The 19,608-nt window shown below is 40.3% G+C and carries 20 protein-coding genes and 1 pseudogene; 17 read left to right on the top strand and 4 right to left on the bottom strand.

Annotated elements, in window-relative coordinates:
• The first annotated feature begins 14 nt into the window (after window positions 1–14).
• From ACB089_RS22385 to ACB089_RS22330, 12 genes are all read left to right on the top strand, one after another.
• Window positions 15–1,373: an acetyl/propionyl/methylcrotonyl-CoA carboxylase subunit alpha gene (locus ACB089_RS22385; protein WP_374963989.1), complete on the top strand. Its 1,359-nt coding sequence runs from the start codon at window positions 15–17 to the stop codon at window positions 1,371–1,373.
• 80 nt (window positions 1,374–1,453) lie between these two features.
• Entirely contained in the window at window positions 1,454–1,666 is a 213-nt protein-coding gene (locus ACB089_RS22380) for an acetyl-CoA carboxylase biotin carboxyl carrier protein subunit (RefSeq protein WP_068985196.1), read from the top strand.
• Between the two features lie 12 nt (window positions 1,667–1,678).
• The gene (locus ACB089_RS22375) at window positions 1,679–2,596 is read left to right on the top strand and encodes a hydroxymethylglutaryl-CoA lyase (protein ID WP_374963988.1); all 918 of its coding nucleotides are present in this window, start codon (window positions 1,679–1,681) and stop codon (window positions 2,594–2,596) included.
• Window positions 2,593–3,375 (top strand): enoyl-CoA hydratase, encoded by a 783-nt coding sequence (locus ACB089_RS22370; protein ID WP_374963987.1) that lies wholly within the window; start codon window positions 2,593–2,595, stop codon window positions 3,373–3,375. Before ACB089_RS22375 ends, ACB089_RS22370 begins: the two co-directional genes overlap by 4 nt.
• A gap of 127 nt (window positions 3,376–3,502) precedes the next feature.
• Window positions 3,503–3,796 carry a hypothetical protein gene (locus tag ACB089_RS22365; protein ID WP_374963986.1) on the top strand — a complete coding sequence of 98 codons (294 nt, stop codon included), beginning with the start codon at window positions 3,503–3,505 and terminating at the stop codon, window positions 3,794–3,796.
• Window positions 3,797–3,874: 78 nt separating this feature from the next.
• Window positions 3,875–5,413, top strand: coding sequence for an acyl-CoA carboxylase subunit beta (locus tag ACB089_RS22360; protein ID WP_374963985.1), 1,539 nt, complete (start codon window positions 3,875–3,877; stop codon window positions 5,411–5,413).
• Window positions 5,414–5,569: 156 nt separating this feature from the next.
• Entirely contained in the window at window positions 5,570–6,142 is a 573-nt protein-coding gene (locus ACB089_RS22355; protein WP_374963984.1) for a VanZ family protein, read from the top strand.
• A 344-nt stretch (window positions 6,143–6,486) separates the two neighbouring features.
• A complete protein-coding gene (locus ACB089_RS22350) occupies window positions 6,487–7,260 on the top strand; it encodes a hypothetical protein (RefSeq protein ID WP_374963983.1) in 774 nt (257 codons plus the stop codon).
• A 24-nt stretch (window positions 7,261–7,284) separates the two neighbouring features.
• A complete protein-coding gene (gene ybaK / locus ACB089_RS22345; protein ID WP_374963982.1) occupies window positions 7,285–7,779 on the top strand; it encodes a Cys-tRNA(Pro) deacylase in 495 nt (164 codons plus the stop codon).
• Between the two features lie 260 nt (window positions 7,780–8,039).
• Entirely contained in the window at window positions 8,040–8,675 is a 636-nt protein-coding gene (locus ACB089_RS22340; protein WP_368636073.1) for a YitT family protein, read from the top strand.
• Window positions 8,676–8,774: 99 nt separating this feature from the next.
• A complete protein-coding gene (locus ACB089_RS22335; protein ID WP_374963981.1) occupies window positions 8,775–9,851 on the top strand; it encodes a nucleotide kinase in 1,077 nt (358 codons plus the stop codon).
• Window positions 9,852–9,909: 58 nt separating this feature from the next.
• Window positions 9,910–11,109 carry a glycine C-acetyltransferase gene (locus ACB089_RS22330; RefSeq protein WP_374963980.1) on the top strand — a complete coding sequence of 400 codons (1,200 nt, stop codon included), beginning with the start codon at window positions 9,910–9,912 and terminating at the stop codon, window positions 11,107–11,109.
• Window positions 11,110–11,167: 58 nt separating this feature from the next.
• Here ACB089_RS22330 and ACB089_RS22325 read toward each other — a convergent pair whose 3' ends face one another.
• The 3 genes and pseudogenes from ACB089_RS22325 to ACB089_RS22315 all read right to left on the bottom strand — a co-directional run.
• Entirely contained in the window at window positions 11,168–11,875 is a 708-nt protein-coding gene (locus ACB089_RS22325; protein ID WP_374963979.1) for a hypothetical protein, read from the bottom strand.
• Window positions 11,851–12,102 (bottom strand): hypothetical protein, encoded by a 252-nt coding sequence (locus tag ACB089_RS22320; protein ID WP_374963978.1) that lies wholly within the window; start codon window positions 12,100–12,102, stop codon window positions 11,851–11,853. The genes ACB089_RS22325 and ACB089_RS22320 overlap by 25 nt, the downstream gene beginning before the upstream one ends.
• Before the next feature lie 142 nt (window positions 12,103–12,244).
• Window positions 12,245–12,535: pseudogene (locus ACB089_RS22315) on the bottom strand (aminotransferase class I/II-fold pyridoxal phosphate-dependent enzyme); the annotation flags it as partial.
• 140 nt (window positions 12,536–12,675) lie between these two features.
• Between ACB089_RS22315 and ACB089_RS22310 the strand changes: the two are divergent.
• The 3 genes from ACB089_RS22310 (at window position 12,676) to ACB089_RS22300 (ending at window position 14,561) form a co-directional block, all read left to right on the top strand.
• Entirely contained in the window at window positions 12,676–13,470 is a 795-nt protein-coding gene (locus tag ACB089_RS22310) for a PhzF family phenazine biosynthesis protein (protein WP_374963977.1), read from the top strand.
• A gap of 82 nt (window positions 13,471–13,552) precedes the next feature.
• Window positions 13,553–14,347 carry a carbon-nitrogen family hydrolase gene (locus ACB089_RS22305; RefSeq protein ID WP_374963976.1) on the top strand — a complete coding sequence of 265 codons (795 nt, stop codon included), beginning with the start codon at window positions 13,553–13,555 and terminating at the stop codon, window positions 14,345–14,347.
• Window positions 14,334–14,561: a hypothetical protein gene (locus ACB089_RS22300; RefSeq protein WP_374963975.1), complete on the top strand. Its 228-nt coding sequence runs from the start codon at window positions 14,334–14,336 to the stop codon at window positions 14,559–14,561. Before ACB089_RS22305 ends, ACB089_RS22300 begins: the two co-directional genes overlap by 14 nt.
• Here the strand turns inward: ACB089_RS22300 and ACB089_RS22295 are convergent.
• Window positions 14,558–16,120 (bottom strand): PucR family transcriptional regulator, encoded by a 1,563-nt coding sequence (locus tag ACB089_RS22295; protein ID WP_374963974.1) that lies wholly within the window; start codon window positions 16,118–16,120, stop codon window positions 14,558–14,560. The genes ACB089_RS22300 and ACB089_RS22295 overlap by 4 nt on opposite strands.
• A gap of 335 nt (window positions 16,121–16,455) precedes the next feature.
• On the opposite strand from ACB089_RS22295, the gene ACB089_RS22290 reads away from it, so the two are divergent.
• The gene (locus ACB089_RS22290) at window positions 16,456–17,985 is read left to right on the top strand and encodes a CoA-acylating methylmalonate-semialdehyde dehydrogenase (RefSeq protein WP_374963973.1); all 1,530 of its coding nucleotides are present in this window, start codon (window positions 16,456–16,458) and stop codon (window positions 17,983–17,985) included.
• A gap of 25 nt (window positions 17,986–18,010) precedes the next feature.
• Window positions 18,011–19,369 carry an aspartate aminotransferase family protein gene (locus tag ACB089_RS22285; protein ID WP_374963972.1) on the top strand — a complete coding sequence of 453 codons (1,359 nt, stop codon included), beginning with the start codon at window positions 18,011–18,013 and terminating at the stop codon, window positions 19,367–19,369.
• Window positions 19,370–19,608 lie beyond the last annotated feature (239 nt).

The raw sequence follows: 19,608 nt of genomic DNA, 5'->3' as shown, positions 1-19,608 counted from the left end.
AAGGGGCCAGTGTTATGTTCAAGAAGGTTTTAATTGCAAATCGTGGAGAGATAGCAAGACGTATTATAAGAACATGCAAACGACTAAATGTTCAAACCGTTGCGGTGTATTCCGAGGCAGATGCTGCAAGCTTACATGTTAAGGATGCTGATGAGGCGTTCTGTATTGGGAAACCACCTGTTGCACAAAGCTATTTAAATATTGATCGTATTCTTGAAGTCGCTAAGGAAAGCGGTGCTGACGCTGTTCATCCCGGCTATGGCTTATTATCGGAAAACGCTGAGTTTGCTAAACGTTGTACAGAGGCGGGCTTAGTTTTTATTGGGCCAAGCGCCGCAGTCATTGCTTCAATGGGTAGTAAATTAGAGGCACGGAAAACAATGAAGGCAGCGGGTGTCCCTATTGTTGAAGGTGTAGAGACACCAGTGAAAGATGTAACAGAAGCTATTGAAATTGCTTCCCGTCTAGGCTATCCGATTATGTTAAAAGCCTCTGCTGGTGGCGGGGGTATCGGCATGCAGCTAGTTGAAAATGCTGAAGAATTAGCAAAAGCATTTGAGGGAAATCAAAAGCGTGCACAGTCATTCTTCGGTGATGGCACGATGTATATGGAACGATTTATTGCTAATCCTCACCATGTCGAGGTACAAATTATTGCGGACCATGATGGTAATGTCGTACCGCTATTTGAACGGGAGTGCTCGATTCAGCGCAGAAACCAAAAAGTAGTTGAGGAAGCACCATCGCCATTCATTTCTGAAGAAACAAGATCGCGTATGCTAGATGCGTCAGTCAAGGCAGTTCAACATATTGGGTATGTAAATGCTGGAACGATTGAGTATTTAGTAGATGAACATCAAAATTTTTATTTCTTAGAGATGAATACACGCTTACAGGTGGAGCATCCGGTGACTGAGGAAATTACGAAGCTGGATCTTGTAGAGGAACAATTGAAGATAGCAGCAAAACAACCATTAGCATTTACACGTGATAGTATCCAAAAAGATGGGCATGCGATTGAAGTACGCATATATGCTGAAAATCCTTCAACCTTTTTCCCTTCGCCGGGCACAATCACGACGCTTGAATTACCTACGGGTGACGGGATTCGCCATGAATGTGGAGTAGAGGCTGGTTCTACGGTAACGCCTTTTTATGATCCGATGATTAGCAAATTAGTCGTGTGGGGAGAAACACGTGCAATTGCGTGTGAAAGGCTTATTGAAGCACTTAAAGCATATAAAGTAGAAGGAATTCAAACTAATATTCCGATGCTTTTAAAAACAGTCACTCATGAACAATTTTTAAAGGGCTATACAACAACTAAATTTGTGGATGAATATTATCTACCTCAATTAGCGGAGACAAAATAAAGACTGGGGCTGTCCATATAACTTTCGATTTGGAAGAGTATTTCAGACAGCCCTGTTACTAAATATTTGGAGGGATCACAATGGCAACAGTTAAAGCGAGCATGGCAGGAACAGTATGGAAAATCGTTGTAGCAGAAGGCGAGAAAGTGACAGCCGGACAAGATGTGGCAATTTTAGAGTCGATGAAAATGGAGATTCCCATTGCAGCAGAAGAAGATGGCGTGGTAACAAAAATTATGGCGAGCGAAGGGGATTTCATTAACGTTGATGATGATATTTTAGAAATCGAATAAGGAGGCTTCTTGATGCAGCTACCAAAGCATGTAACGTTAAAGGAAGTAGGTCCTCGTGACGGTTTGCAAAATGAAAAGACACATATGGCAACTGCCGATAAAGTACAGCTAGTGGATTTACTTAGTCAAACTGGCTTGAATTATATCGAGGTAACGTCCTTTGTGCATCCGAAGTGGATTCCACAGCTGGCAGATGCAGTGGAGGTACTACAAGCCATTAAACGCCAAAAAGATATAACGTATGCAGCACTAGTACCGAATATGCGTGGCTTAGAACGTGCATTACAGGCTGATGTAGATGAAGTGAGCGTTTTTATGTCGGCGAGTGAAAGCCATAATAAAAACAATATTAATAAAACGATTAATGAAACATTTCCGATAGTAGAGGAAGTAGTTATAGGGGCAAAGGCAGCGCAAAAAAAAGTGCGAGGTTATATTTCAACAGTGATTGGGTGCCCATATGAAGGCTACATACAACCAGAAAAGGTTTTGCGAGTAACAGAAAAATTATTAGAAATGGGCATCGATGAAATTTCACTTGGTGACACGATTGGTGTTGGCGTACCAACACAGGTGGAAAGTCTTTTAGCAGAATTACTAAAAAGATATCCTGTAGAAAATTTTGCGATGCATTTTCATGATACACGTGGCACGGCATTAGCAAATATCGTGAAATCTTTAGAAATGGGGATTACCAAGTTTGATAGTGCACTTGGTGGGCTTGGGGGCTGTCCATATGCCAAGGGAGCATCAGGCAATGTAGCCACAGAAGATTTATTGTATTTATTAGATGAAATGGGTATTAAAACAGGTGTAGAACTCAATAAAGTGCTAGAGGCGACGCATTTTATTGAACAGAAACTAGGGAAGGCAGTTGCATCTAAACAAATGGCGATTGCCCGTAATGAAAGGAGTGCGAGTCAATTATGACGCAACTCGTTCGTTTTGAATTATTAGATAGTAGTATTGGGCTTATTACACTTTCAAGACCTGAAGCTGCAAATGCAATGTCTGTACAATTACTCCAAGAACTTAGTGCGACAATCGACAAAATTAATGGCGATCCGGCAGTGCGAATTGTCTTGCTAACAGGAGCAGGGGAAAAAGCATTTTGTGCAGGTGCAGATTTAAAAGAACGGAAAGGTATGTCAGACCGACAAGTTAAGCAAATTGTGCAATTAATCGGTGCAACAGTGGCAAAAGTAGAGGCACTCGCTCAGCCAGTTATTGCCGTATTAAATGGCGTTGCTTTTGGGGGTGGACTCGAACTAGCGTTAGCCTGTGATTTACGTATTGCAGCTACACATGTAAAGATAGGCCTTACGGAAACATCTCTCGGGATTATTCCTGGAGCAGGGGGAACCCAGCGACTTCCTCGGCTCATTGGTATTGGAAAAGCAAAGGAACTAATTTATACGGCTCGTCGATTAAATGCACAGGAAGCAAAAGGCTACGGTATTGTAGAGTACGTTTTTGAAGGACATGAAGTATTTGAAAAGGCTCAACAGCTAGCACTTGAAATGGCAAAAAATGCACCACTATCTTTAGTACAGGCGAAAATTGCTATTAATCAAGGGATCGAGGTAGATTTAGCTACTGGTTTAAAAATCGAATCTCTCGCATATAGTTCTCTGATCCCTACGGAAGATCGATTAGAGGGTTTGCTTGCCTTCCAGGAAAAGAGAGCACCGCAATATTTAGGGAAATAAGAAATGAAAGCATTAGCCAAAAGGCAAAGGCATGGAACTAAATCCAAAATGAAAGACTCTATTTGAAAAAGATTGATTTTGAATAGTTTATAAGTAGAGGCACATCATCAAAGGTTGAGGATAATGCATGCCACGTCTAAAAGTTGATTGGAGTGGAGGCTGGGCGACTCCTCGGGATCAGCGAAAAGAGGAACGAAGGCTATCCATCACATCCTGTGATAACGCCTTCGTGACCAACATCGTGTTGGCCCGAGACCCTGCAGCGAAGCGGATGTTTTCTGTGCGAAAGCGTAGTGATAACGTAGCGGCAGCAACTGGGTTTTGTCTGTGCGAAAGCGAGGCGGGAGCAACAACAAAAGCGGCTCATCGGACGCCCCCAGGAAAGCGCCCAGTTGGAACGGAAATCAATCACACTTTATGATGATGAATCGAAATCTAGGTATGTTATTAATTATTTATGCAAAAGCGTAACCGATTGGGCAAAAAGGAGGAATTAACTATGAGCAATGTATCGACAGAGAATACGACTAAAACAATGAAGGAACAAATTTTAGCAGGTGGTTTGCCAAAATATCACGATAAAAATGCACAACAAGGGAAGCTATTTGTGCGTGAACGACTCGAATTATTATTAGATGATGGACTTCAATCAGAGGATGGTCTGTATGCAAACTGCTTAGCTGGCGATTTACCGGCAGATGGCGTAGTAACAGGAATCGGTAAAATCCATGGTCGTACTGTTTGTGTTTTAGCAAACGATTCGACGATTAAAGCTGGCTCTTGGGGTAAACGTACAGTAGAAAAAATGATTCGTATTCAAGAAACAGCAGAAAAGCTAAATTGCCCGTTATTGTATCTAGTCGATTCAGCAGGTGCACGTATTACAGATCAATTAGAAATGTTCCCTGGTCGAAGAGGAGCAGGGCGTATTTTCTATAATCAGGTAAAGCTTTCAGGTAAAATCCCTCAAATATGCTTATTGTTTGGACCATCAGCTGCAGGTGGTGCATATATCCCTGCATTCTGCGATATCGTAGTAATGGTAGAGGGTAACGCATCCATGTATTTAGGATCTCCACGTATGGCGGAAATGGTGATTGGAGAGAAGGTAGATTTGGAAACAATGGGCGGAGCGAAAATGCATTGTTCCGTTTCTGGTTGCGGAGATGTGCTCGCGAAGACGGAGCAGGAAGCTATTACTTATGCTCGTAAATATTTAGGTTATTTCCCGAGTAACTTTTCAGAGCGAAGTAAGGTTGAGGCACCAAAGCCACCAGCTTCATTTGATAAGTCCATTGAAGAACTAATACCTAAAAATCAAAACGTTCCATTTGATATGTATAAGTTAATTGACCGTATTATTGATGAAGATTCGTTTTGTGAAGTGAAAAAATTATTTGCCCCAGAATTAATTACAGGGCTTGGACGTATTAACGGGCAATCTGTTGGAATTATCGCCAACCAACCTCGTGTAAAGGGAGGCGTCTTGTTCCACGATTCAGCCGATAAAGCGGCAAAGTTTATTTCACTTTGTGATGCGTTTAATATACCACTTCTTTTCCTTGCAGATGTACCAGGGTTTATGATCGGTACGCAAGTTGAAAAAGCTGGGATTATACGCCATGGTGCGAAAATGATTTTTGCGATGAGCGAGGCGACTGTTCCTAAATTAACGGTTATTGTTCGTAAAGCATATGGTGCAGGGCTGTATGCAATGGCAGGTCCTGCTTTTGAGCCAGACTGCTGTATTGCGCTATCCAACGCACAAATTGCTGTAATGGGCCCTGAAGCTGCAGTCAATGCAGTTTACGCAAATAAAATTGCTGAACTTCCAAAAGAAGAGCAGGCAAGCTTTATTGCAGAGAAACGCAAGGAATATCAAGAGGAAATCGATGTCTATCGTCTAGCTTCAGAGCTTATCATTGATGATGTTATTGAGCCAAATGATTTAAGAAAAGCACTTGAATCACGTTTAGAGCTTTATATGTCGAAGTACTTATTATTCTCAGAGCGCAAGCATGGAGTAAATCCAGTATAAAGCCATTTATAAAAAAGCTGTCTCGGTGAGGCAGCTTTTTACTGTATAGAGAATGCAAATGGACGTGTTGGAATATAAATATATTGTTAGCTATTGCATGAGGAGGTAGTGCATATTAAAATATGAGGAGGATAAAGGGAAGTAGGTGGTATAGGCATGCAAAAAAATAACATATCAAATGTGCAAGGTGATGCCAAGCTACCATTACCTTATCGTGCATTGATAGATACATATTATCTACCATTAAAGATAGCAGGTTGGATATTTTTTAGTATCTATTCAACTATAGCTTTTTATAAATTGGTCATTGATCGTCTAGTGAATGTTTTCATTATATTAGTCAAGGGCGAATATACTTTTGTAGAATTAGGGCTTTTTGATTATAGTGATTGGCGATTAACAACAAATTTTGTTCCCTTTGAAACAATTCTTCGTTATATAAATTACTCCCAGTATTTTAATCTGGACATCATTATTATCAATTTACTCGGCAATTTATTAATATTTACTCCGATGGGCTTTTTACTACCTTTATTATCGAAAAAATTCCGTAAAGCTTGGTCAATTATATGTGTAGGGTTTTTCTGCAGCCTAGCGGTAGAAACTGTACAATTTATTTTTAGAGTTGGGTCAGCAGATATTGATGATTTGATTTTAAATACGCTTGGAGCATGGCTTGGCTATTTAGCCTATAAAAGTATCCTTATTAAACCTAAAAATAATAGATAGAAACAGTCCTTGTCCAAGGGCTGTTTTTTTGTGTGCTACAGTAACACTATTTAGGTTATTGAAATTAAACATTGATCAAATGTCAGCCTCAACTTACGGTGATGAGCCACATTTAAGTAATTAATGGATAAAAATAGGTTATTATTAAGGTCTTTTCGCTTACTCTTTTGAAAGTTAATTATTTCTTTAGGAGGTTAGTAGCAATTTGCTCTTGAATTCAATTGAGAAAATTCCGATAATGAGTATACAGAAACTGTTTAGATTATCTATGTATAGTAAATAGAGGATATAATCATATTTTTTATTTATCTTGCATATTAAATTAGAAAGCCGAGGTGAATTATATGAAACTATCAAGTTTAATAGAACAAGAAAGAATTTCATTACCCTATAATCGTAAAAAGATGTTACAGAGAAAAGAAGCAAGTGATGCATATCGAAAAAACGCACTGTATTTTCAGCCAAAGAAAAATCCGTTATTGCTTGAGCTAGAAAATTTACTACTAGGGCACACAGATCAAGATCTCTACGAACAACAAAAAGAGGAAGCAAAAGAAGTTACCCCTCAACAGCAAGCAATCATTCAAGATTTGCAGCAAACGAAAAAGGATGTGCTTGCTCATGAACAAGCGCATAAGGCTGTAAATAGTGATGCCCTTGAATCATCTTCTAATTCACAGCTAGAACATGTAGATGAAGAAGGAGCTACAGTAGTTGAAACGAATGCTAGTGACACGTTACTAATTCTAGAGCAAGTGCGTAATGCTGCGTTAGCACCAGCACAGCCATCACCACAGGCTATACAAGTAGCGGTAAATGCAAATGCTCATATACAGCGTATGCAGGCACAGTTACATGGTCATGAGGTAGATGAAAGTGAACTAGATCATCATGAGCCTGCTTTTGCGGGGGAAGTAATGGACGTCAAGGTACCAGAACGTTTTTCGAAGGAATTGAAATTAGATCCATTTGCAGATACAATTTTCGGTAAGAGTGATGGGGAGGCATTTAAGGCGCGAACATTTAAAAATGCTTCTGAAAAATATGCCGCTCATATTCAAATGGCGAAAAATGGGTATCATCCAGGAACTGATTCTACGTTCTCTATGATAGCCTAGTGTTAGAGATGGGAGATTGTTAATATGGCGAAGGCAAAGCATGCGAAGACAAATGCTATCAGATTGTTGGAGCAGCAAAAAATACAATTTGAAGTAATTGAATACGAGACTAGCGACGGTCAGGTTGATGGAATTTCAGTTGCGGGAAAAATTGGACATCCGGTTTCTCGCGTTTTTAAAACACTAGTAGCAAAGGCAAGTGCACAAAAGCTGTTTGTCTTTGTTATTCCTGTGGCTGAAGAGCTTGATTTAAAAGCAGCGGCCAAAGTCGTTGGTGAGAAGAAAATCGAAATGCTTGCTGTTAAAGAATTACTTGGCTATACAGGCTATGTACGAGGCGGATGCTCTCCAGTCGGGATGAAGAAGCTTTACCCGACAGTTATTGATGCATCGGCTCAAGAACAAGGAAGTATTATTGTTAGTGCAGGAAAAGTCGGCATGCAAGTCCATCTACAATTAGATGATTTAGTCGCTGTGACGAAAGCAAAGCTTGCACCAATTTCAACTACCCAGGAATGATTTGTGGTAGTTTTTTTATTTGGATTGAATAGGGACAATCCGCTCGGCTAAGAGGGAAAACAGCTCAGGCTGACAATCCGCTCAGCTAGGGGGGAAACTGCTCAGGTAGGCCGAAAATCCGCCCAGAGAAGGTATAACGCATCCACTGGTAAACGCATTTTCGTGGATGTTTTTAGTGGGGGCGCTGAGACGCATATATCGATTTTTGTAGAAAATATGGTACAGTTAGAGCAATAGTGTACATAAGTGAGGGATATGCCGTGCGGAAGATTATGGGGTGGCGTTGGACGTTTTTTATTGGTGGCTTAATGGTTATGTCACTTGGTATTACTATGTCCATTAAAGGGAAAATCGTAGGAACAAGTCCTTGGGATGTGTTGCATGTAGGTTTATTTCAGAACTTTGGTTTATCAATCGGTACTTGGTCTATTTTAACTGGGCTTTTCATTGTAGTATCTACCTCAATTGTTTTGCGAGAATGGCCAAAGGTAGGGACATGGCTTAATATGCTACTGATCGGGTCATTTATAGATGTCTTTAATTGGTTAATACCGTCCACAAATAGTTATGGCTTACAGGTAGCGTATTTTGTAGTTGGTTTATTTGTTTTAAGCTTTGGTTGTGGTATGTATATTGCACCGAATATGGGAGCGGGTCCACGGGATACATTAATGATGATTCTTGTTGAAAAGTTTGGCGGGACGATTAAAACAGCGCGAATGGGTATTGAGGTGCTTGTCACTATTTTTGGCTGGTTACTTGGTGGTCCTGTTGGCCTCGGTACGGTAATCATTGCTTTAACATCAGGCTATATTGTGCAATATTCTTTACCTTATTGTCGGAAGGTATTAATGAAGTGTATTGGCAATGTCGAGGAAATGAAGCCGTTCTATTAAATAGGAAGCTACTTTTATCTGTGAAAGATAGAAGTAGCTTTTCATTTTTTTAAAAGCTACTTCATATAATGCAAGGCATAAGGTAAAGGGGGAGCGATATTGAACGGAAATGTGACCTATTATTTTGGACACGCACTGACTGGGCAAGGAATTAAACATTTATATAAAGAAATGATGGATGAGGCGGAATTAGTTTATATTTTGCAGGGGGCGCCGACGTTTAAAGGATCAGAGCTTCTGAAAGAGCTTGGTTATTTTTATGTCAAGCAGGGCTTCGCAGTAGAATGGTTTAAACATGCTTTACTAGAGAATGTTGTTGAGGCGGTGTATGTTCAAGGGTGTAACAGACTGTTTGTATGGTCATCGGAATGGGGTATTGAGCCAATTTTTCTTGGAACGAAGCATCGCGTGATGTCATTTTATGATTGTTTAGAAGAAATCCAGCTTGAAAAGATAGGCGAACAGCTTGCTGATGCAATGAACGAACGAGAATTATGGCATGAGAAGTGTATTTCGCTGCTTAATAAAGCTATAAAGATTCACGATGATTGGGAGATCGTTACACAGAGCTGTATGAACTGGCAGGCATTAAATGACCAAGTTGAAATGTTAAAGACCGATGTTTTTCAATCAATCGAATTAAATAAAACAGGAATGCGCACTCATCGCTTACTTGGAACATTAACACCAAGGGGCGCAGAAAATACAGTGGAAAGCATAACAAAAAATTTAGCTCGAAGATTAATGATTAAAGGTAAGCCAGGGACAGGTAAATCTTCTTTAATGAAGGGAATAGCAGATGAAGCAAATGAGAGAGGGCTAGATGCACAAATTGTTTGGTGTGGCTTAGATGCTGGATCTGTTGACATGGTCATTATCCCGGAATTAAATTTCTGTATCTTTGATAGTACAGAGCCACATGTCTTTGACCCACAGGACGGAAGATTAGGGGATGAAATCTTTGATATCGGGAAACATTGCGCACTTTCACAGGAAGCGGAAGCTAAAATCGAAGATATTCAGGTAAAGTATAAAGAAGCCATTCAGGATGCAATGGGTTATTCGAAGCGTTATGCGGAAGCAGAGTATACAGTTCGTCGATTATTAGATAATTGTGTATCGTCATCTCTTTGGAAAGAAAGAACTGCCCCACTATTCGAAAGATTAACAAAGTAATTTTTCTAATAGCGTGCTTGTGCTACACTAGGAGCTAGAACAGTTTTCCTAGGAAAGGATGATACGCTTGTCAAAAGTATTGAATGCATTTTTAGATGAAAACCTACAAGCCTTACACAATCAAGGCTTATACAATGAAATTGACCCAGTAGAAGGAGCAAACGGACCGATCATTCAGGTACGTGGCAAAAATCTAATCAATCTATCTTCAAATAATTACCTGGGCTTAGCAACGAATGAAGAATTAAAGCGTATTGCCCAAGAAACAATTGAGACATACGGTGTGGGAGCGGGAGCAGTTCGCACGATTAACGGTACACTCGATTTACACGTGAAATTGGAGGAAAAGCTTGCTGAATTTAAAGGAACAGAAGCAGCGATCTCTTACCAATCAGGTTTTAACTGTAATATGGCAGCTATTTCAGCTGTTATGGATAAAAATGATGCGATTCTTTCAGACCAATTAAACCATGCATCTATTATTGATGGCTGTCGTTTATCACGTGCGAAAATTATCCCCTATAATCACTCGGATATGGACGATTTACGTGCAAAGGCAAAGGAAGCAAAAGAATCGGGCTTATACAATAAAGTCATGGTCATTACGGATGGCGTATTCTCAATGGATGGTGATATTGCAAAATTACCAGAAATCGTTGAGATTGCGAAAGAGTTTGATTTAATTACGTATGTCGATGATGCACATGGCTCAGGTGTAACTGGTAAAGGGAAGGGTACAGTGAAGCATTTCGGTTTAGAAAAAGAAATCGACTTCCAAATTGGTACACTGTCTAAAGCAATTGGCGTTGTGGGTGGATATGTAGCTGGTAAGAAGAATTTAATTGACTGGTTGCGAGTGCGTTCACGTCCATTTTTATTCTCAACAGCATTACCACCAGGCGATGTTGCAGCGATTACAGCGGCAGTGCAAATGCTGCTTGACTCGACAGAGCTACATGATAAGCTTTGGGAAAATGGCAACTATTTAAAAGCGGGTCTTGCTAAGTTAGGCTTTAATATTGGTGAATCTGAAACGCCGATTACACCATGTATTATTGGCGATGAAAAGCTTACGCAGGAATTTTCACATCGCTTATTTGAAGAGGGTGTCTATGCGAAATCAATCGTTTTCCCAACGGTCCCAAAAGGCACAGGTCGTGTTCGTAATATGCCTACAGCGGCGCATACAAAAGAAATGCTGGATGATGCGCTAGCCATCTATGAAAAGGTTGGCCGTGAGCTTGGCGTAATTCAATAATAAAAGAGGCTGCCTCAATAGAGGTAGCCCTTTTTTGAGGTTGAGATGGATTGAGTGGCTAAAGCGACGGAAGGAAGAGCCGAAGTGACGGAAAGAAGAGCCAGAGCGACGGAAAGAAAGCAGAGCGACGGAAAGAAGAGCTAAAGCGACGGAAGGAAGAGTCGAAGTGACGGATAGAATAGTTGAAGTGACGGATAGAAAGGTCGAAGAGACGGATAGAAAGGTCGAAGCGATCGAAGGAAAGCAGAGCGACGGAAAGAAGAGTCAAAGCGACGGATAGAAAGGTCAAAGCGACGGAAGGAAGAGCCAGAGCGACGGATAGAAAGGTCGAAGAGACGGAAAGAAAGCAGAGCGACGGAAAGAAGAGCCGAAGCGACGGAAGGAAGAGTCGAAGTGACGGAAAGAAAGTAGAGCGATGGAAAGAAGAGCCGAAGTGACGGAAAGAAAGGTCAGAGCGACGGAAAGAAGAGCCGAAGTGACGGATAAAATAGTCGAAGTCGTGGATAGAACAGCCAAAGTCGTGGATAGAACCGTCAAAGTCATGGATAGAACAGCCAAAATCGTGGATAGCCCCGACAAAGCGACGGAAAGAAGAGCCGAAGTGACGGAAAGAATCGCCAGAGCGACGGAAAAAAGAGCCGAAGAGCCGGAAAGAAAGCAGAGCGACGGAAGGAAGGGGCGAAGTGACGGATAGAATAGTCAAAGTCGTGGATAGAGCAGCCAAAGTCGTGGATAGAGCAGCTAAAGTCGTGGATAGAACAGCCAAAATCGTGGATAGCCCAGCCAAAGCGACGGAAAGAAGAGCCGAAGTGACAGAAAGAATCGCCAGAGCGACGGATAGAAAGGTCGAAGTGACGGAAAGAAAGCAGAGCGACGGAAAGAAGAGCCGAAGAGACGGAAAGAAAGCAGAGTGACGGATAGAAAGGTCAAAGCGACGGAAAGAAAAGCCAAAACGACGGATAGAAAGGCCGAAGCGACGGATAGAATAGTCAAAGTCGTTGGTAGCCCCGCCAGAGTGACGGAAAAAAAGGATTGATAGCTTTACTTCGAGTGAATGGCTTTCGCTTCTTTTAGCTGTTTGTTGCGCTCATCAGTCACATGTAATGATTTTAAAATCTCTTCATTATCTTGTCCTAATGTATACTTCTGTCTCAGGGTCAATGTCCACATTGTATTCACGTTTGTAGAAGTCAGCTGCTGCTTGACGTAATTCTGCGATACCACGAAATGGAGAGTATTTATGATTTTGAGGATTGTCAGCTGCCTCCTGTAGTGCTTGAATAATATGGGGAGGAGTAGGCCGATCTGGATTGCCTTGACCAAGATTGATAACATCGCGCCCTTCTGCTAGAGCAGCGTTTACTTTTTGCACAAGTGCTGCAAAAAATGGAGTTGGGAGTTGCTGTAGTTTTTTTGAGAATTCCATGCATGTTCACCTTTTTCAGAATATAATAATTATTAAAGAATACTATTACTTTTTTTACTAGTTGTCTAGAGCTTTTTCAGTTAATTAAAAACTACTGGTGATTAAAAGTGACCTAATAATACGTATATGAGGTGAGAAAATTGAACAAAGTCTCATATTTTATCGTCAATGCTTTTACTACAGAGCTTTACAAGGGAAACCCCGCTGCAGTATGTTTACTTGATACCGCAATACCTGAGTCGACCATGCAGAAAATTGCTCAGGAGATCCCCGCACCAACAACAGCTTTTGTCCAAAAGAAGGATAATGATTTTTTTCTTAGACGGTTTACACCAGCAAAGGAAATACCGATTTGTGGACACGGAACAATTGCTAGTGCTTTTTTACTTTGGAAACAAGGGATTGTACCCATCAATTCTTCAATTACATTCCAAACTTTTAGTGGTCCTTTGCAAGCGATTTGGTTTAATGAGCTAGTTGAAATAACAATTCAAAAGTATCAGTTAGAAGAGATTGAATGTCCTTTAGAGCTTGAAGAATGGCTTGGTATGAAGCCAACATATGTAGGAAAAACGGAATTGGATTATATAGTGGAGCTAAGTCACGAAGAATATATTGCAGACTTCAAAGCTAATTTTCATGCGATGAAACAGTTCCCTGTACGTGGTGTCTGTATTACGAGTCTTTCTAAGGATGAGGGGATTGATATTGTCTCAAGATTTTTTTCTCCAGCACAAGGCATTGATGAAGACCATGTAAATGGTTCCACTCATGGTGCGTTAGGACCTTACTGGTGTGAAAAATTATCAAAAGAAAGCATCGTTAGCAAACAGCTATCAAAACGCGGTGGATTATTATACGTTACGCCAAAAATAAAAGATGTGGCAATTGCGGGCTCGGCAGTTCGAGTATTAAGTGGTGAAATATTAATCTGAACATTGAGCTAAAACTATGGCAGTAAGGTTGTTTTATTGTAGTATAAAATACAGAAAAGTACAGTCTAGAGGAGGAATAACAATGAAAATAGGGTGTATCCAATTAAATGTAGGCTTCGGCAAAGTAGAAGAAAATTTTGCTCGCGCTGAGGATAAGATTCGTGAAGCGGCAAAACAAGGTGCAGAAATTATTGTACTACCAGAAATGTGGAATACAGGTTATGCACTGGAACGTTTACCGGAGCTTGCAGATGTTGATGGAGAGCGTTCGAAAGCATTTTTATCAGGTCTAGCCAAAGAACTTGGTGTACATATTGTTGGTGGCTCTGTTTCGACGAAGAAGGGCGATAAATTTTACAATACGATGTATACGTTTGATAAGCAGGGTGAGCTAGTAGGTGAATATAGCAAGGCGCATCTTTTCCGTTTAATGGACGAGCATTTATATTTAGAAGCTGGAGATGAAATGAATCGCTTTGCACTTGGAGATATTGAAGCTGCGGGAGTGATTTGCTATGATATTCGCTTCCCTGAATGGCTACGCGCTCACGCTTTAGCGGGTGCAAAGGTATTGTTCGTCCCAGCGCAATGGCCGACACCACGTATCGATCATTGGAAAACATTGCTACAAGCACGTGCTATTGAAAATCAATGCTTCGTGATTGCGGTTAATCGTATTTCGAAAAAGGTAGAAAACTTCAATGGTCAATCCATGATTATTCAGCCGTGGGGCGAAGTACTTTGGGTTGGTGCGGAGGATGAAGAGGTTGCTGTCATTGATGTGGACTTTTCGATTGTGGATGAAGTTCGAGGTAGAATTCCTGTTTACGACGACCGCAGACCTGGATTATATAGTGGGGTAGTTGCTGGAAATTAGCATGGTGGGCACGCTCAAGGAACAAAGTGATCTTGAGCGTGCCATCGCCGCTAAACCCGAGAACATCGCCGCTAAACCCGAGAACATCGCCGCTAAACCCGAGAACATCGCCGCTAAACCCGAGAACATCGCCGCTAAACCCGAGAACATCGCCGCTAAACCCGAGAACATCGCCGCTAAACCCGAGAACATCGCCGCTAAACCCGAGAACTAAGATTTTTCCTCGATTAAAGAGTTAGCGAGCAACATAAATTCAAGTGTAATCCGATTATGCCCCTTCATGAAATTTTCACCTAAGAGACTCTCAAGCTTGTTTAAACGATGATAGAGCGTTTGGCGTACGATGAACAATTGATTGGCTGTTTGCTGTTTGGAGCCATTCGTTTGTAAGTATACCTGCAGTGTTTCTAACAGCTTACTGTTATATTTTTTATCGTATTCAATAACAGGCTGCAAATAATCTTGTATGACTTCCTGTAAATTTACTTGCATCTGTAATTTATAGATTAAGTGATACAAATGTAAATCATCGTAAAAATAAGAAGTTGTTTGTACTTTACTGCAAATATACAATGTTTCGAGCGCAGTTTGATAGCTCTTCGGAATTTCTTTTACGTCTGCAATGACTTTGCCGATAGCTACTTGATAACCCTGCACCATTTGTTTTTTATAAAAGTCGGTTTTTTGGAGAGAAGAAACTAACGTATTTAATAATTCGCGACTCGCTTTACTATCCTTCGTATGGAGCAAAATAAAAATGACATAGCTTTTTCTCTCAAATAAAAATGGTATAAATCCATTTTGCTCAAAAAGGTTTCGATAGTAGAGCTTACTATAGACAATATCCTCTTGTACCTTAGAGACGGCATTAGGAGAGGCTAAAATAAAGACAGCTCCGCTAGAAAAATGATAGTTAGAATGATGTGCTACGATAAATTTATAAATTTCCTCTTTCGATAGTTTTTGATCGATCCAATCCGCTAAAATAGTGGCATCTTCAATGTCCTTTTTCTCCTCAATATAAAATTCCCGCATTAATAGCTGTGCTAACGCAGTAGCTGTTCGGTCTAAAATAAGTAATTCGAATTCTGAGAATCGACCATCTTCCCTATAGAGAGATAAATCTGCATAATGCTGATCAAAAATAAAGATTGGTTCATGTTTTAATACTGATGCTGTTTTTTTTATCGTTAATAGTTGTTGGCGCTTATTGTGCGACATATTTGGAAAGAAGATAGGCTCTCGACCTTTAATAGAAAAGATGATTTGTGTCTTTAATTCATTATACATATTTTGTAAAATATCTTCCGCTGTTTGTCCTAATAGAGCATTTTTATTTAACGTTTGAGAGTAGGATTCTAAAGTGGAAATCATTAAATATTGTTGATTCATTATTTGACTATGTAAATCTTGTGTAATGCGGACAAAAGGAACCGTGTCATGAAAAACGATGATAGGGAAGCTGTGACGGTTGGCGAGAGCTACGATCACTTCCGGGATGGTTTGTATGGAAGTGCCATATTCAATACATAATGCAGCGCAATTTTTTTGGATTAAGGATTCTACAAAAAAGATAAAATCCTCTAGGCGATGCTGAAGACTGATCCCTGTTGTTAAGACCAATTCATCACCAGCTAGAAAATTATCTACTTGGATAATTTCGATGACATGGGCCCATTTTACAATCCGTAACAATCCATCCTCACCAGCTACGACCTCCGCACTTTGAAAATATGTATTTTCTAATACATCTCTCACTTGAAGCTTAAACATTTTTATCCTCCTTCCATTTAACACAAATCCTTGCTTAGTTTTCTAATGAATGCGCAATTTCAGCTTGAATAAACGAAAATACTATGTTTTGTGAATATTGAATCTATTTTACACTATGTTTAAAACAAAAGTATAGAATTTTACAGTTTGTCTATTACTTCGAATCTATGGAACTTGTAAAATTTTTGTAAGCGATAATCCAATCTAATAAAAGAGGTAACAGAGCCATGGAATCGATGACCCAAAAGAGAAAGTCGCCTGACCATGAAGCAAGCTTTATTTTCCAAAAGGAAGAATTAGATTTTAAACAACAATAAATGAGGAGTGGGGAAATTATGACAGTTCAACAAAAAATAAAAACACTATCACATTTTATCAATGGTATTGAAACAGCTGGTACAAGTGGTCGTTACTCGGAGGTTTATAATCCAACAACAGGAGAGGTCATCGCACAAGTTCCGTTAGCAACAAGAGATGAGGTGAAGCAGGCGATCCAGCTAGCAAAGTCAGCCTTCCCTGCATGGAAAAGGACATCGATTGGCAAACGAGTTGAGGTTTTACATCGTTTCCGTCAGCTATTAATAGAAAGACAGGATGAGCTAATTGAAGTGATTTGTGAGGAAAGTGGGAAAACGAAGGAAGATGCTAAAGGTGAAATTGTTCGTGGCATTGAATCCGTAGATATGGCAATAAGTGCCCCGCAAATGCTGAAGGGGGAATATTCCGTTAATGTGGGCGGCAATATTAATGCCTTCTCTGCAAAATCACCACTTGGGGTTGTTGCGACAATTGCGCCGTTCAATTTCCCTGTCATGGTCCCACTTGCAATTACAAGTATGGCTGTAGCGGTTGGTAATGCCGTTATTTTAAAGCCGTCTGAGCGCGTGCCAATTTCGGCATTATATTTAAGTAAATTATGGAAAGAGGCAGGGCTGCCAGATGGAATTTGGACAGTCATAAATGGCGATAAAGATGCGGTAAATGAACTGCTAGAAAATAAAGAGATACAAGCAATTTCATTTGTTGGATCAACACCTGTTGCAGAGTATATTTACCAAACAGGAACGAAGCATAATAAACGTGTCGCTGCATTTGGTGGTGGGAAAAACTTTATGATTGTTATGCCGGATGCAAATCTGGAGCAAACAGCTAATGCCTTTTTAGGTGCAGCATTTGGAGCCGCGTCCCAGCGTTGTATGGCCATTTCTGGAGCGATTGTTGTTGGAGAAGATATTGAAAAACGCTTTACAGAGATATTAAAGGAGAAAGTTTTGAAATTAAAGGTTGGTCCATATACAGATGACGAAGTTGATTTTGGTCCAGTTATTACGCAACAATCAAAAGATACCATTGTTCGATATATAGACGAAGCTATTACAGAAGGTGCAAATCTTGTCACGGACGGGCGGAATCCGAAAATAGGTGAAACATCTAAAGGCTTTTATCTTGGACCAACATTGTTAAACAATGTAACACCAAATATGACTATTTTTAAAGAAGAGGTTTTTGGCCCTGCGCGTATTATTGTGGGCGTTGAAACTTTACAAGAAGCTATTGATTTAATTAATGATCACGAACTCGGGAATGGTGTCACGATGTTTACGAGTAGTGGTTCGGCGGCGCGTAAATTCCAAGAAGAAATTGAAGTAGGTATGGTAGGCGTGAATGTTCCGATTCCAATTCCAGTTGGCTATCACAACTTTGGTGGATGGAAGCGATCAAAGTTTGGTGAAGGGCATATGTTTGGACCTGACCAAGCTCGATTCTTTACGCAAGCGAAAACGATTTCTGAAAGATGGCCAGATGAAACAGAGGATACGACAAGTTCATTCGCGTTCCCGAGTAATAACGATGTGAATAAGTGAACATAACATGAAGGGGTGTATAGATATGGTTCAAGTAAATCTTAAAAGTGATGTTTTAAAGAAAGATGAACAATATGTATGGCATTCAATGAAACCTTACAATCCACAAGCAACATATGTGGTAGAAAAATCAAATGGCGCGAGAATTGTTGATACAGAGGGAGTAGAATACATCGATGCAATGGCAGGATTGTGGTGTGTAAACGTAGGCTACGGACGCAAGGAATTAGCAGATGTTGCACATGAGCAGATGCTGAAAAATGCATATGCTCCATTATCCCAAGGACATTTACCAGCTGTTGAACTGGCTGAAAAGATTAATGAAATGCTTGGGGGAGATTATGTTATTTTCTTCTCTAATAGTGGGTCAGAGGCTAATGAAACAGCGTTTAAAATTGCGCGCCAATATCATCAACAAAAAGGAGAGAGCTCGCGTTATAAAATTGTTTCCCGCTACCGTGCATACCATGGCAATTCCTTTGGTGCTTTAGCTGCTACAGGGCAAGCGGAACGAAAGTATAAGTATGAGCCACTATCTCCTGGCTTTATCCATGTAGCACCGCCTGATCAATATCGAGAACATGAAAGTGACGCACTTGCTCCAATGGATTTGGCAAGCGTAAAAACTGTAGATAAGACGATGACATGGGAGCTAAGTGAAACAATAGCCGCTATGATTTTAGAGCCAATTATTACAGGTGGGGGCGTCATCATGCCTCCGGAAAATTATTTAAAGGGCATTGAGGAAGTGTGTAAAAAGCATGGGGCTTTAATGATTGTAGATGAAGTAATTTGTGGCTTTGGTCGAACAGGTAAGCCATTTGGATTTATGAACTACGGTGTAAAGCCGGATATTATTACAATGGCAAAAGGAATTACAAGTGCTTATTTACCATTATCGGCTACAGCAGTGAAACGTGAAATTTATGAAGCATTCACTGGCTCTGATGCATACGGTTATTTCCGACATGTCAATACATTTGGTGGGTCACCTGTGGCATGTGCGGTCGCATTAAAAAATATTGAAATTCTTAATCAAGAAGCATTATTTGAAAGATCTAGTAAGGTTGGAGCTGCTACGCTTGAAACACTTCAACAAGCATTGAGCACGCACCCGAATGTAGGGGATGTTCGGGGAAAAGGTTTATTAATTGGCATAGAATTAGTTGTTGATAAAGCGTCGAAGGAGCCTTTACCGGTAGATAAAGTAAATGCTGTTATTGCAAGATGTAAGGAGCAAGGTGTCATCATAGGTAAAAATGGTGCAACTGTTGCAGGCTTTAATAACGTATTAACATTATCTCCACCACTTACGATTGCACAAGAGGATCTTGATACAATAATAGAGGTTGTAATGGATAGTATGCATAAATTGAAAATGTAATCAGTGAGGGGTTCATCTTCTACTGAATGCATGTCGTTGAAAAACTATCGGTATGACTCTTTGGCAAAATGAGGGGTTTTCCCGTTCCGACTTAGCACTTTCTGGGGAGTCCGATAATCCTTAGTGACGATTATCGTGTCCCCCACTGAAAGTGTGTGCCTTAATGGAATGTACCATTTGCGGATGATAAGTTTACATTGAAATAATAGCTATTTACAACTCTTCGTACAATTTTTACA

It is taken from the genome of Lysinibacillus sp. RS10 (genome assembly GCF_041956855.1).
Taxonomy (GTDB): Bacteria; Bacillota; Bacilli; order Bacillales_A; family Planococcaceae; genus Lysinibacillus; species Lysinibacillus xylanilyticus_A.
This window is presented reverse-complemented; position numbering and strand designations above follow the sequence as displayed.